The sequence below is a fragment of the Streptomyces sp. NPDC046308 genome (assembly GCF_055588065.1).
The window spans coordinates 484123-496999 of record NZ_JBVJFB010000005.1 but is presented as its reverse complement, the minus strand read 5'-3'; the positions used below and the strand labels follow the sequence as shown (position 1 = coordinate 496999).

Genomic DNA, 12877 nt, shown 5'->3' with positions numbered 1-12877 from the left:
AATAAAACATGAGCCATCCCATCCGGAGGGTCACCGAACCGGCCCTGGATCAGACGACGGTCACCGCGCTTCGGGCCGCGCTGACGACCACCGCCGACGAGGTCGTCCAGGCGATCATCGACGAGGTCCCCCCCTACGCCAACGCCCTTTCGGGCCGCATGGGCGTCACCATCCGCCGAGCCGTCCGCACCGCCCTGGGACACTACCTGGACCTCGCGAGCGGGAACGCCACAGGCGGCGACGCCGGTGACGCGGCCTACGAGCTGGGCCGCGGCGAGGTGCGCGACGGCCGTTCGATGGACGCCCTGCTCAGCGCCTACCGCGTCGGCGCCCGCGTGGCCTGGCGATGCCTGGCAGCGGGTGCCGTACCCGCAGGGCTGCCCGCCGCCGAGGTCGCCAAGTTCGCCGAGCTGACCTTCGCCTACATCGACGAGCTCTCCGCCGCGAGCGCCGCGGGCCACGCCGACGAACTGGCCGCCCGGGGCCGGGACCACGAGCGCCACCTGGAACACCTGGCCCGCGACCTCCTCGCCGGCGCGAGCCCGGACGTGCTGCTGGCCTCCGTGCAACGGGCCGGGTGGCAGCCTCCGGTTTCACTGACCGCGGTCCTGCTGCCCGCCGCCCAGGCCAGGCCCGCCTACCGCACCCTCGACCCGAGCACCCTCGTCCTCGACGACCTGCCGGACGCCTTCGGCGTGCTGCTCGTCCCCGATGCCGACCGGCCACATCTCTTGCGGCAGCTGACCGACCGCGCCGCGGTGGTCGGCCCGGCCCGGCCATGGACCCGTGCGTCCGCCTCGTACGCGCGAGCCGCACGCGCGCGCTCCCTCTCCTCCGACATCCGCGACACCGAGGAGCACCTGCCCGAGCTGGTGCTGAGCGCCGACGTGGACGCCTTCGCAGACCTGCGTGCCCGAGCCCTCGCACCGCTGCGGACCCTGCCCGTCGCGACCGCACGGCGGCTGGAGGAGACGTTGCGGGCGTGGCTGCTGCATCAGGGCCGGCGGGACGAGGCGGCGGCGGCGTTGTTCGTCCACCCCCAGACCGTCCGGTACCGGATGTCGCAGCTGCGGGAGCTGTTTCCGGACCTCGCATCGCCACGCCGGGTCCTCGAGCTGACGCTGGCGGTCGGTCTCGGAGGCGGCTGACGCGTACTGCGACCGCCCACGACCGAGGCTTTGCCTGGCCTCGTCCTGGTGGTCGCGTCGGTCTCGGCCCTCAACCTGGCTCTGCCTGACTTCGCCGTGGGCCTGTCCGCCACCAACGCCTCACTCACCTGGATCGCCGACGCCTACACCGTGGCGCTGGCCGCGCTGGTCCTGCCGCTCGGCGCGATCGGCGACCGCATCGGCCGACGCCACGTCCTGGTCGCCGGGACCGTCGAGGCCACTCGGCCGCTGAGGATTCGGGGTCAGCCCGCCGCGTCGGGGGGGCCGTTCTCAGGTTCGGGTGTGGTGGCGATGAGGATTTGAGTGGCTTGCGTGATGTTGTCGGCGCGTACGGCGCGGGCCATCGCTTTCGCGGGCGGCGTCGGCGGTGGTGTCCGGGGGGACCACCAGCAGGGCGAAGTGGTCGTTGTGACCACGGGTGATGAGGACGGTGTCGTCGCCGACGGGGTCGGTGTCGAGGTGCACGACCTGGCCGTCGATGACCAGACGGGTCGGGATGTCCCGCCGGGCGGAGGTGTCCAGGCCGACCCGCGTGAGGGGCCCGAGGTGCGCGGTCAGTGCCGTGATCAGTGCGGGCAGCTCGATCGTGACGTCCCCGGTGCGCGGCCACCAGGCGCCGTCCAGGAGCCCTTGGCGGGACTGTGTGGTCTCCAGCCGGAGCAGGGCGGCGCCCGGCTTGACCGCTTGGTGGATCGCGTCCGGGAGGAGCTTCACAGGGGCGGGGTCGTCGCATGCGGCCATGGTGATTCCGCCTGTCTCGCGGTGCGGCGGCCCCGTTCGACGGCCGGCAGGGGCGTCGAAAGGGCTTTGAGCTGGGGAACGTCTCCGTCGTTTCACGGCACTCCGCCCACCCTCGCGGTGCGGCGAGGGGACCCGACCGTGCCGCTCTCGCCGTCCGCGCCGGATGCTGCCTGGTCAGAAGCGGCTTTCTGGGTCGCGAACCGGAGTACGGTGAAGGGACCGGGAGTATTTCGCACACCCGCTCCCACGCGGACGTCGTTTCCGGCGATCACTGCACCGGGCCGTTCGCGAACGGCCCGGGGACGGGTCCGCGACATGACCACGACCCTCGACCGCGCTGCGCAGCCTGCTGTTGTCCTGCGCCCGGCCCGCTTGTCCCTTACGCCGAAGACCGCTCTGGCAGGCCTGCTGGACGGTGCCTGGTGGCCGTACTCGCGTGACCTCGAAGCCGAGCTCCCTGCTCTCGCCGCCACGCTGGATGAGGCCTGGGGGCGCATCACCCGGGTCACCGTGAATCCCGCCCGCTGGCCGGTCATCCCCCACAAGGTTGCTGTGCACGGGCGGACACTGCACGTGGGCTGGTTCACCGAACAGGACCCCGACAAGCTGATCCTGCTGTCCTACACCGTCGGCCGCTGGGACCTCCTGGTGATCCCGCCCGAGACCGAGCCCGCGGCCGCGGCCCGGCTGATGGCCGCCGCCGCGATCCCGGGCAGCGTCCTGGCCGCAGACGTCCTGATGGCCAATGAAACCGTCATCGGGCGCGGCATCCGCCACGCCCGCCGCCGGGAAGCCACTCGGGAGGGCGAAGGCGGGGCCTCCATGTCCCCCTTCGGGGAGCAGAGGGGCCGAACCGCCCTGCCGCTGTCCGGAAACGGCAGGAGGTGAGCTCCGTGGAGACCATCGTCCTCATCGCGGTGATCATCCTCATGATCGGCATCGGAATGCGCTGGATCCACCTGCTGAACGCCCAGCACGACGCACGGATCGAGGCCTACCGCTTCAGTGACCCCCTGCCGAGGCCTCCCGGCCTGCCGGACGACACCGGTCGTCGAGCCCACCACACGGGTGCCGACCGGTGAGGAACTGACCTTCCTCCGACCGGGGGCAGCGGTCGGGGCGCCTCGGCGCCCCGACCCGCCGGCCTCCTCGCCTGCCCTGAAGGGAACCACGCCTACGTGAAGTACATCGAGACCCAGACACTGCCCTCGCTCGGGCACGCCGAGGTAAGGATCATCGCGCACACGCCCGAAGCCGCCCGAGCGGTCGCGGAGGCGCTCCGCCGCTGTTTCGCAGGCGCGGAACAGCGCAGCTACCCCGCCCTCGACGGCAACACCCGCCTCCACCTCACCGTGGACACGGCGACACCCGCGGACCTCGACCGCTCCCGGCCTGCCGCCATCAGGCCCTCCGCCGGCACCGGCGCACACTCCGACGAGATCTGAGAAGCCCCGACCGGCCCCGGAGCCCACTCCACCCCGCAAACGAAAGGACGCGGTCATGGCCACACTGCGCGAACGCAAGACCTACCGCGACCAGGTGCTCCAGGTCCTGTACGAAGCCGTCGAAGGCAACCGCCTCCTCGGCATCACCGGAGCACAGCTGCGGCGCGACCTCCACATACCGGAACAGGACCTGGCCGCCGCCTGCACCTACCTCGCGGGCGAAGGACTGATCACCGTCGACTGGGAACCCGGCAACACCCCGGCGATGGTCACCCTCACCCACGAGGGAATCCGGCACATGGAGGCCGAGGAGGAAGGGACGGCGGGCTCGGCCTGATCCGAGAGAGAGGCCCCACACAGGTCCTGTGTACGGGCGAACTTCTCGGTCTCCTGGGCGAACTCCTGGGCGATGGCCGAGCCGACCGCAGCAGACCCCCGTCGTCGGCGCACGGATGATCCCGCTGCCGTGGAACGTACGGAGGTGACCGCGCAGACCGTGCACCCTTCCAGCACGGGCCGCGTGGTCTTGTGCGACGTTCAGACACGCATCAGGTGCTCTTGCCGATCATGGATGCGGTCAGAGCGCCGGCGAGGAGCAGGGGCCAAGCGTCCTCCCACGCCCGCGGCGCGTCGTGAGCGAGCCCGGGCGTGGCGCCTGTGGTCAGGATGTGATCGGGTGCTGCTCCAGGAACCGGGCCAGGGCCTCGGCGACGGGCCGGGGCTGTTCGATGTGGAGCAGGTGGCCGACGTCGTCGATGACGCACTCCTCGATGTCGGGCAGTGTCGAGCGGAGGAACCCGGCGACCTCGACCCACAGTTGTAGGGTGCCGCTTCCCAGCAGGGACAGCACCGGTTGGTGGATCGCCGCGGCGTTTTCCGGGCTGAACCGCCACTCGGCCAGGGCGGGGAGCTCGATCCCGAAGAACGTGTCGGCATCCTTGACCGCCTGCTCGACGCTGCCCGGCATACGCTCCTCCAGGAGGGCCCGGCAGCGTTCCCCGTCCATGCCGCTGACGAGGGACAGGAACAGTTCGATGGCGCGTTCGGCGTCCCCGTCGGCGTACGCTGCGAACGCCGGCGCCGCCTGTGTGAAGAACGCCTCGCCCGCCGGCACGGACAGCAGGGAGAGCTCCAGCAGGGCGACCGTCACGATGCGGTCGGGGTGGTCCTGGGCCATCTGTGCGGCGACCGCCGCGCCGCTCGAGTGCCCGGCCACGTGGGTGCGGTCGATGCCGAGATGGTCGAGCAGCGCGAAGGCATCGGCGGCGTGGTCGGCGACTGCGACCGGCCCGGGGCTGTGGGTGCTGCCGCTCCAGCCGCGCTTGTGGTAGCGGACGAGCCGGTGGCGGTCGGTGAGTGCCGATTCGGCGAGGAGTGGGGCGAACCCGTCGGCGAGGACCGGGCTGATCAGCAGGACCGGCTCCCCGGTTCCGCGGATCTCGTGTTCCAGCCGGATGCCGTTCACTGTGGCGGTGTCCATGATGTCCTCCGATGCGGTTGTGGCTCACCATGGGGGCGTAAGCAGGTCGCTTACCGCCGTAACCAACCGGACCCGGGATCGAGGGGAATGCCCGTGACCCACGCCGCTGGGGAGGGAACCGGCCTGGAGCGGGCGCGGAACGCCGCAGCCTGCGGAGCGTGGTCGGACGCCTACGCCGGGTTCCTGACGGCCAGGGAAGAGGGCGTCCTCGACCCGAATGCGCTGGCCGACTTCGCCGACGTCGCGTATGCCGCCGGTCACCTCGACGTCACCATCGAGACCTGGGAGCAGCTCCACGGCGAACTGTCCCGGCTCGGCGAGGACAACGCCGCGGCCGGAGCCGCCGTACGGGTCGCCATGCACCTGCTGTTCGACACCGCGCTCATGGCACCCGTACGAGGGTGGCTACGCCGAGCGGACCACCTGCTCGCCGCCTCACCACCGGTGACCGGCGCGCACGCGTGGTTCGCGGCGGTGCGCACTTTCGAGCGCCTCCTCAGCGGGGACTTGGAAGCTGCGCGGGGCTGGGCCGAGCGGGCGATCGAGACGGGCTCGCACACCGATCCGGCGGCGGCGGCCGTCGGGCGAGTGGCCCAGGCGAGACTGGTGATTCTCGACGGTGACGTCGCACGGGGCCTGGAACTCCTCGAGGACGCCGGTACGGCGGCGATGGCCGGCAACCTCGATGCGCTGTCGACCGGAGTCGTCTACTGCGAGCTTGTGTGTGCACTGCAGGGCCTGGCCCAGTACGACCTGGCCGAACAGTGGACCGAGGCGATGGAGCGGTGGGCGCGCACGAACGCGATCGGCAGCCTGCACGGCCGGTGCCGGGTGCACCGGGCCGAGATCCTGCGTCTGCGGGGCCAGTGCGCGAGCGCAGAGCAGCAGGTGTTGCTCGCGTGCGAGGAGCTGCGCCCCTATGTGCGGCGCGAACTGGGCTGGCCGCTGACGGAGCTGGGCCGGATCCGGCTGCGGCGCGGTAACCGCACCGGCGCGGAAGAGGCGCTGCTCGCCGCCCATCGCCTCGGGTGGGATCCCGAACCGGGGCTCTCGCTCGTCCGGCTCGCCGACGGAGATGTCGACACCGCGGCCGCCGCGATCCGGGAGGCACTGGCGCGGCCGCTGCCGGTGCCGTCGAAGGAGCTGCCCCCCACCTCCGAGCTGCGGCGGGCGCCGTTGCTGGACGCGCAGGTCAGGATCGCCATTGCCGGTGCCGACCTGGAGACGGCGCGGGTCGCGGCCCGCGAGCTCGAGGAGGTGGCCGTCGCCTTCGAAAGCAATGCGCTCGCCGCATCGGCACTGCGAGCTCGGGGTGAAGTCCTGCTCGCCGAGGGCGATGCGTCCGGCGCCTCCGGGTTCTTCACCGCTGCCGTCCGGGCCTGGAACGAGGTCGGCGCCCCCTACGAGACAGCCGAGTGCCGGCTCCGGCTCGCGGACGCCCAGCGGGCCCTGGGCAACCTCCGGGCCGAGACCCTGGAGCGGGAGGCGGCGCGCAGCGAGCTCGATCGGATCACCCACGCTCCCACGGCCGAGGAGCCGCGGACGGACACGGCCGAGCTGGACTCTTTCGTCCGGGAGGGCGACTACTGGAGGGTCGTCTTCGACGGTCGGTGTGTGACCGCACGCGACAGTAAGGGCATGCACCACCTCGCCCGCCTGCTCGCCGCGCCGGGCCGGGAGTTCCACGTCCTCGACCTCGCCGCCGCCGACGCGGCCGACCCTGACGCCGCAGCCAGGCTCGCCCGCGCCGGCGATGCCGGTCCCCTCCTGGACGCCCGAGCCAAGCAGATGTACCGCCGGCGGCTAGCGGAGATCGACGACGACATGGAGGAGGCCCGCGCCGACCACGACATCGCCAGGCAGGAACAGACCGAACTCGAACGTCGATTCCTGATCAACGAACTCACCCGGGCCGTCGGGCTCGGCGGGCGCGACCGGCACGCCGGCGCAGCCTCCGAACGGGCCCGGGCCGCCGTCACCCAGGCCGTACGCAAGGCCATCGGCCGTCTCCGCGACGTGTCGCCGGCCCTCGGTGACCACCTCGACCGGACGATCCGCACGGGAACCTACTGCGTCTACGCCCCCGATCCGCGTGTTCCTCCCTCATGGTCCACGTGATGGGTGAACGGCTGAGGCTCTGACCGCTGCTCCGCGGCCGGTGTCTGAGCTGGGACGCCGGGGCCGAACCGGTCCGCGCATGGTTCGGATGAGGGTTTTGGTCTCCTGATGGTCCAGCCCTGCACCGATGCCGGCCAGCGAAAGCGGTGGCATGGTCGGCTCGTTGAAGGGCCGTGGCCGGGAATGGTCTGGATCTTGGTGCCGAGGTATCAGGGGCGGCGGCCGGCGCCTCCTACTGCTCCAGGCAGGAAAGGTCTGGTCCTCGAGGTGGGTGCGGTGGCGGGTGCCCGGGAGCGGGACGATCTGCTCGGGCGTGCCAGGAGCGAGGCCAGGGCGAGCAGGGCCCGGCGCAGGGTATCGGCGCTCACTTCGGAGAGGCCGATGTGGCGGATCCCAACTGACCGAAAAACCAGGCAAGAACGAAGCGTAGGCACCCTGCGTGGGCGACGGTTCCTGGGTTCTTCGCGTTGGCGAGTGCAGCGTCGTATTGTGCCGAGTATGACCCTACGGATAGCCCCCTGATGCCGTCCGTGGGTGGTTCTGGAGGGCAGTTTCCCTTCCGAGAGCTCGACTTGGCGGTCTAGAAGAACCCAACCGCTTTCGGGGAATAGCTGCAATAAAGGTTCTTCGGGTGCTGGTGGTACACGCGCCACACCGCTCCTGAACAGGCAAAACGAAGGCATCTGCCTTCGGTGGGCCGGTGCTGGCCCGCAACTGGCCCGGATCTTGGCCGTGGGGGGAGTGAGGACGCGCTGCCGTTCCGTGGCCAGGGCCCGAAGCGAAGTCGTCGGTGGAGGGCCTCAGAGCTTGGGCTGTGCCGACGGCGCGCTTGCGAGCGGAGGCAAGTCGTTGCCAGCCCAGCGCTGGCGGTGGTGGCGAACGTACCGGGAGTCGATGAAATGCCACCGGTGGGGTTTGATCCTTTTCCCGGGCTGGCCCGTCACGGTGTCGACGATCGTGAGGTCGTCGGTCAGGCACAGGAGGTTCACGGCTGCGGGTATTCCTGCCGGTCAGCAACAGGCGTTGTGGCAGGGGCGGGATCACCGACAGGTGATTGACGGGATTCTGCACCGGGTTCGGACTGGCGTGCAGTGGCGTGACCTGCCCGAACGGTTCGGTCCGTGGAAGACCGTCTATGAACCGCACCGGCTGTGGTCGGGCGACGGCACGTGGGAACGCCTGCTCCAGCAGGTCCAGGCCGAGGCCGACACGGCAGGTGAGATCGACCGGGACAGCTCGGTCGACTCCACCATCGTGCGGGCTCATCAGCATCCCGCCGGCGCCCGCACTGATACGCCACCGGCTCTCTCCTCAAAGGGGGCCGTGCAGACAGAACACCACGCCGCGCCAGAGCCTCGTCGCCCAGCTGGTGGAGATGGTGCTGGAGGCGAGGGCCTGAGTCGCTCGCGCGGCGTTCACGACCAAGCTCCACCTGAGCGCAGATGGCCGCTGCCGCCCGCTGTCCCTGGTTGTCAGGCCAGGGCAGCGGGCGGACTGCACCCAGTTCAAACCGGTGCTGGAGAAGATCCGCGTCCCCCCACTCGGGCCGGGCAGGCCCCGCAGGAAGCCGGACAGCGTCGCGGCTGACAAGGCCTACCGCAACGAGCCCTGCCGCGACTACCTGCGACGACGTGGCGTCCGGCACGCCATCCCCGAGAAGACCGACAGCCAGGCGCCTCGCCTGCCAAAGGCTCACACGGCGGACGGCCACCCGGCTGCGACGAAGAGCGGTACAAGAAACGCAACACCATCGAACAGGTCATCAACCGCCTCAAACGGCACCGGCAGTGGCCACCCGCTACGACAAGCGCGGCTACGCATTCCTCGGCACGGCCACCGCGGCAGCCCTCGTCATCTGACTCCGGACATGATCGGCCGGACACGTCCTAGAAGATGCCGGCTGGCCCCTGAAGGTAGGGGCACGGCTGATCGAATGGACAGCGCTCACCTGGCGTGGCGAACGATGCGAACGAATGTTCCTTTTCCTGGGTTCCGGATGACGCAAAACGCATGGTGGAGCCGGTACGAGGGGACCTCACGTACGCGGCCGAGTGCCCGGAACGCTCCCGGAGCCCTTTCTTGCGCATTTACGTTGATGGCACTCTGCTCCTCCCGGGGATCGGGCGCGTGGGGGTGGGCCATGCTGGTCAGGGCAGTTTCACATCGGGAGTTCGCCGCGGCTTGGAGCGAGGCGCGGCTGGTGGTCGGGGCGTACTGCCGTCGGGCCACACGCAACCGGCAGGATGCCGAGGACCTGTTCCAGAGGGTGGCTCTGCGGGCATGGCGCGGGTATCCGGCCTTCCGGGGCGATGCCAGGTTCCTGACGTGGGTGATGGCGATAGCCCGGCGCGAGGCGGCTCGGATGGCGGGCGAGGCCGCCGAGGAGCGGGCTCGGCAGGCGGAGTGGGACGACGCGGCCGCGGCCCTGCTCGTCGCCGACTCGGACGCGGGTGGCGCCGACGTCTCGTGGATCGGCGATACGGTCCTGGAGGCCCGGCGTCTCGGTGTGCTCGGCGAGTTGGAGTACGAGGTCGTGCGGCACCGCCTGGTCCGCCCCGATGACAGCTGGGAGCGGCTCGCCGAACGGCTCGGGGTCAGCGCCGTCAACTGCGCCGTGGCACACATCCGCGCCGTGCCCAAGCTCCGGGTATTCCTGCTGCTGGGCTGGCCCGAGCGGTTCGGAGGGGCCGAGGCGCTCGCCGCGGCCTGCGCGGCAGCGGGCGCCCAGGAGGTGGATCCACTGAGCCCCGCGGAGGAGGCGGCCTTCCGTGCCCTGGTACTGCGCGAGCAGCCCGGGTACCGGGCGCGTGGCTGGCGCAGCGCGCTACGGGGCGCGTGCGGGAAGGTCGTCGCTCACCTCAGGATCCTTGAGTAGTCCGCCCTCTCGGGTCCCGCAAGCAGGTTCGGACGCAGGTCCGGTACAGGGCAAATGAATTTTTACTGATGGTCCGTCATATCGGTAAGGCGGGCCGCCTGCTCGGGTCTGAACAAGTGATTCTTCCGGCCGATGGGAGGAGCACATGGAAACGGGCATTCCGGCCCGCCTGTGGGAGGCCGACACCCCAGGTGGCCCCGAGGTGGGTTTCGTCCCTGACGGCGATGTCCCGCGCTACCTGGACACCCTGCCGGGCGGCAGCGAGACGCTGGTCATCGGCGATGTGGCGGGCGCCGCCGAGTCGGGACACCTCCAGGGCGAGAACGGCTACGGCTTCCTCGGCACCTGCGGGCTGTGCGCCTGCGAGGGTGTACTGCGCTGGTTCGGTCTCGAGGTCACCGAGCACGACGTGGTCGACCACGCGGTCCGCAACGGCCTGTGCTGTGTCTCCGACGTCGCTGCGGAGTGCGGCGGCACCACCATGGAGCAGCAGGCCCGCATCCTCGGTGATCTCGGGGTGCCTGCGGCCGTCATGGAGTGCCGCTCCCTGGAGGAGCTCGCGACGATGCTCGAAGAGGGCCGCGCCGCGATCATCGCCGCGAACGCCGGTGTGCTGTGGAACGCCGCCGATTACTGGGACTACGGGCAGGCCAACCATGCCGTGCAGGTCACCGGGGTCGCCCGGGCCCCGGCCACCGGGAGGGTCCAGGGGCTCTACATCAACGACAGCGGCACCGGCCAGGCCGCCCGCTTCGTCAGCGCCGCCGACCTGACGGCGGGCTGGCTGGAGGCCGGGGGGCTCGCCCTCGTCACGGATCTGGTCAGAACCGGCCGCGGTGACACGATCGGCGCGGTCACGGATGTGGCGGAGACAGCAGAACAGCATCAGCTAGCGACGAGGACGACACTGTGAACAACTCCCGCCCCGAGCAGTCGGCCGCAGGCCGTTCCACCCCGTACGACCAGGTCCGCAAGGAGTTCACCACGCACCGGCTCACCCGGGACGAGGTGCCGGTCGGACACTTCGTCTCACTTCCGCTACCCACCCTCCGCTGGGCACGCCCCGGCTACGCCGCCTTCGCCGCGCCGGCCCGCCGGGAGCCGGGCCGCCCGCAGGTCCTCGGCACCCCCGACCGCTGGTGGGTCATCGACGCCGAACGGCACACCCTGCTCGCCTACAACCTCGCCTCCGCGGAGAGCTTCACCGGCACCCCGCTCACCGGCCCCCTCACCCTGGCCCCCGTAGACCGCCCGCTGGCCTCCGTACGGGAGGAACTGCGCATGTTCGACGAGGTGATGGCGCAGGCGGCCCCCCGGTTCCTGGGCGGCGAGGAAGCCTCCCGTGCCGAGCGCGACGAGCTGGGTGAGCTGCTGCCGCTCGTGCTCCGTGCCGAACTGCTGCCGTGGTACGCGGCGCTCGCCCCGGACTTCATCGGCTGGCTCGGCATCGACCCGTCGCAGGAGGTGCGCCCCCATGACCGGTGAGAAGCCCGTGCCCGCCGAGCAGACCATCGCCGACGGGCTTGCGCTGGCCCGGGAATGCGGCTGGAGCCCCGCCGTGGAGTTCGCCGCCGCTCTGCCGACCGCCGACGACCAGGCCGTAACGCTCTTCACCGCCGCCGGTGACAGTGGGGCCGAGCAACTGCGATGCCGGCTTGCCGAACGGCCCTGCGCGGCGCAGATCGAGGTAACCCCGCTGGAGGACATCGACGCCGACACCGGACTCGCCCTGCACCCCAACCGTGCCTTGGCCGTGCTGCGTTGCGGTGAACTGCTGACGCCCGCCGCCGTCGAAGCCGCCGCGGCCATTGTGCGCAGGCCCGTCGGCAGCGGCCTGGTCGTCCTGAGCCACGCCGAGGTCCTGACCGGCCCCGACGACCTGGACCTCGTCCAGCGCGGCATCTGGCGCACCCTCTTCGCCGACGCACCGCTCGCTTGGGACGGACAGGACCTCGCCGAGTACGGGGTGCTGCTCTGGGCCGACCCGTCGGCCGAGCCTGCCGCGTTCCTGGCCGCACGGCTGAGCCGCGACGCGGACCGGCTGGCCGCATGGTGGGACGGGCCCGGCGTGGCGGGTGCCGAACTCCAGGCCCGGCGTGCAGCGCACCTGCTGTACCTCATGGAACACGCTGCCGACATCGCCGAGCACCAGCGGCCCGCCACCGAAGCCCGCACGGCCGCGCGCCGGCTCATCCAGGCGCACACGCAGGCCGCGGAGTTGCGCCGGCGCTGGCTCAGACGGCTCGACGAGGACCGCGCCCTGCTGACACGGCAACTGGAGGCCTCCCTGGACGTCTTGGAGCAGGAACTGCTCAGCGCCCTGCACGAGGGCGGCCGGCGGCAGTCGCGCCACATCCAGCCGGTGCGGGACCGGTTGGACCAAGAGCTGCGCGGATGGGCCGCGGCCACGCGCGAGCTGGCCGCCCGCCGCACAGCCGAGGACCACAAGGACCTCGTACGCCTCGTCGACGAGCTCGACTGGGAAGTGATCGACGGTGTTACAGAAGACGAAAACCCCCACAGAGAGAGGCTGTTGAGTGTGGGGCGCTATGTCGTCGACCTCGAAGGGGTCGGCCCCGGCGCACGCCCCACCGCTGATCACCCGGCGCAGGGCGGCCGTTCCGCATGGCTGTCGCGCGCCGGAGCGGGGGCCGCGATCGGCGCCGGCGCGGCGGTCCTGGCGGGCGACGACCCGCTGCTCGCCCTCGCGCTCGGGGCGGCCGGCGCGGCAGGCGGTGCGGCCAGCGCCTACTTCGCGGGACAGGGGTCCGGACGCCGGGCGGCGACCGAGGCCCGACGGGCCGTCGCCCAGCGCGTCGGAGAGATCCGCGACACCGTCCGCGACCGCCTTCGCAGCGCGGCGGAGTCGGCCCGCACGGAGGCCGCCGCCACGTTCGACGCCCTCGACAGGCAACTCACCGCCGCAGTACGCCGCGCCGAGCAGCACACGGCCGAGGCACCCTCTGACACAGCCTTTGCCACACCACGCCAACGCGTCACCGAGCTGCGGGACCGCCTGCGGGCGGCGACCGGAACGTGAACGGGCGCG

General features: G+C 71.3%; 12 protein-coding genes and 2 pseudogenes. 12 read left to right on the top strand and 2 right to left on the bottom strand.

Going from position 1 to position 12877, the window contains the following annotated elements; translation table 11 throughout:
• Positions 1 to 8: 8 nt before the first annotated feature.
• On the top strand, positions 9 to 1148 hold the full coding sequence (locus tag ACZ6JT_RS23000) for a PucR-like N-terminal domain-containing protein (RefSeq protein ID WP_469212376.1): 1140 nt from the start codon (positions 9 to 11) through the stop codon (positions 1146 to 1148).
• A 30-nt stretch (positions 1149 to 1178) separates the two neighbouring features.
• Positions 1179 to 1472, top strand: coding sequence for an MFS transporter (locus tag ACZ6JT_RS22995; RefSeq protein WP_469212374.1), 294 nt, complete (start codon positions 1179 to 1181; stop codon positions 1470 to 1472).
• On the opposite strand, the pseudogene ACZ6JT_RS22990 reads toward ACZ6JT_RS22995, so the two are convergent.
• A pseudogene (locus ACZ6JT_RS22990) lies at positions 1412 to 1910 on the bottom strand (DUF5994 family protein). The gene ACZ6JT_RS22995 and the pseudogene ACZ6JT_RS22990 sit on opposite strands and share 61 nt — an antisense overlap.
• Before the next feature lie 315 nt (positions 1911 to 2225).
• Here ACZ6JT_RS22990 and ACZ6JT_RS22985 point away from each other — a divergent pair.
• From ACZ6JT_RS22985 to ACZ6JT_RS22970, 4 genes are all read left to right on the top strand, one after another.
• Complete coding sequence (locus tag ACZ6JT_RS22985; protein ID WP_469212372.1) at positions 2226 to 2798, top strand: DUF5994 family protein; 573 nt, start codon at positions 2226 to 2228, stop codon at positions 2796 to 2798.
• Positions 2799 to 2803: 5 nt separating this feature from the next.
• A complete protein-coding gene (locus ACZ6JT_RS22980; protein WP_376106811.1) occupies positions 2804 to 2992 on the top strand; it encodes a hypothetical protein in 189 nt (62 codons plus the stop codon).
• Positions 2993 to 3088: 96 nt separating this feature from the next.
• On the top strand, positions 3089 to 3355 hold the full coding sequence (locus ACZ6JT_RS22975; RefSeq protein ID WP_469212370.1) for a hypothetical protein: 267 nt from the start codon (positions 3089 to 3091) through the stop codon (positions 3353 to 3355).
• Positions 3356 to 3410: 55 nt separating this feature from the next.
• Positions 3411 to 3692 (top strand): hypothetical protein, encoded by a 282-nt coding sequence (locus tag ACZ6JT_RS22970; protein WP_469212368.1) that lies wholly within the window; start codon positions 3411 to 3413, stop codon positions 3690 to 3692.
• A gap of 324 nt (positions 3693 to 4016) precedes the next feature.
• Here ACZ6JT_RS22970 and ACZ6JT_RS22965 read toward each other — a convergent pair whose 3' ends face one another.
• A complete protein-coding gene (locus ACZ6JT_RS22965; RefSeq protein ID WP_469212366.1) occupies positions 4017 to 4835 on the bottom strand; it encodes an alpha/beta fold hydrolase in 819 nt (272 codons plus the stop codon).
• 93 nt (positions 4836 to 4928) lie between these two features.
• Between ACZ6JT_RS22965 and ACZ6JT_RS22960 the strand changes: the two genes are divergently transcribed.
• The 6 genes and pseudogenes from ACZ6JT_RS22960 to ACZ6JT_RS22935 all read left to right on the top strand — a co-directional run bounded on the left by ACZ6JT_RS22960 (position 4929) and on the right by ACZ6JT_RS22935 (position 12868).
• Positions 4929 to 6953, top strand: a complete 2025-nt coding sequence (locus ACZ6JT_RS22960) for a transcriptional regulator (RefSeq protein WP_469212364.1) — start codon at positions 4929 to 4931, stop codon at positions 6951 to 6953.
• 945 nt (positions 6954 to 7898) lie between these two features.
• Positions 7899 to 8812, top strand: a pseudogene (locus tag ACZ6JT_RS22955) (IS5 family transposase).
• A gap of 8 nt (positions 8813 to 8820) precedes the next feature.
• On the top strand, positions 8821 to 9828 hold the full coding sequence (locus ACZ6JT_RS22950) for an RNA polymerase sigma factor (RefSeq protein ID WP_469212363.1): 1008 nt from the start codon (positions 8821 to 8823) through the stop codon (positions 9826 to 9828).
• A 145-nt stretch (positions 9829 to 9973) separates the two neighbouring features.
• A complete protein-coding gene (locus tag ACZ6JT_RS22945) occupies positions 9974 to 10741 on the top strand; it encodes a hypothetical protein (RefSeq protein ID WP_469212362.1) in 768 nt (255 codons plus the stop codon).
• Positions 10738 to 11313 (top strand): hypothetical protein, encoded by a 576-nt coding sequence (locus ACZ6JT_RS22940; RefSeq protein ID WP_469212359.1) that lies wholly within the window; start codon positions 10738 to 10740, stop codon positions 11311 to 11313. The genes ACZ6JT_RS22945 and ACZ6JT_RS22940 overlap by 4 nt, the downstream gene beginning before the upstream one ends.
• The gene (locus tag ACZ6JT_RS22935; protein WP_469212357.1) at positions 11303 to 12868 is read left to right on the top strand and encodes a hypothetical protein; all 1566 of its coding nucleotides are present in this window, start codon (positions 11303 to 11305) and stop codon (positions 12866 to 12868) included. The genes ACZ6JT_RS22940 and ACZ6JT_RS22935 overlap by 11 nt, the downstream gene beginning before the upstream one ends.
• Positions 12869 to 12877 lie beyond the last annotated feature (9 nt).

Excerpts from the sequence above, each read along its gene's own strand:
- ACZ6JT_RS23000 (WP_469212376.1), top strand. The coding sequence starts at position 9 with ATGAGCCATCCCATCCGGAGGGTCACCGAACCGGCCCTGGATCAGACG.
- ACZ6JT_RS22985 (WP_469212372.1), top strand. The coding sequence starts at position 2,226 with ATGACCACGACCCTCGACCGCGCTGCGCAGCCTGCTGTTGTCCTGCGC.
- ACZ6JT_RS22970 (WP_469212368.1), top strand. The coding sequence starts at position 3,411 with ATGGCCACACTGCGCGAACGCAAGACCTACCGCGACCAGGTGCTCCAG.
- ACZ6JT_RS22965 (WP_469212366.1), bottom strand. The coding sequence starts at position 4,835 with ATGGACACCGCCACAGTGAACGGCATCCGGCTGGAACACGAGATCCGC.
- ACZ6JT_RS22950 (WP_469212363.1), top strand. The coding sequence starts at position 8,821 with ATGATCGGCCGGACACGTCCTAGAAGATGCCGGCTGGCCCCTGAAGGT.
- ACZ6JT_RS22945 (WP_469212362.1), top strand. The coding sequence starts at position 9,974 with ATGGAAACGGGCATTCCGGCCCGCCTGTGGGAGGCCGACACCCCAGGT.
- ACZ6JT_RS22935 (WP_469212357.1), top strand. The coding sequence starts at position 11,303 with ATGACCGGTGAGAAGCCCGTGCCCGCCGAGCAGACCATCGCCGACGGG.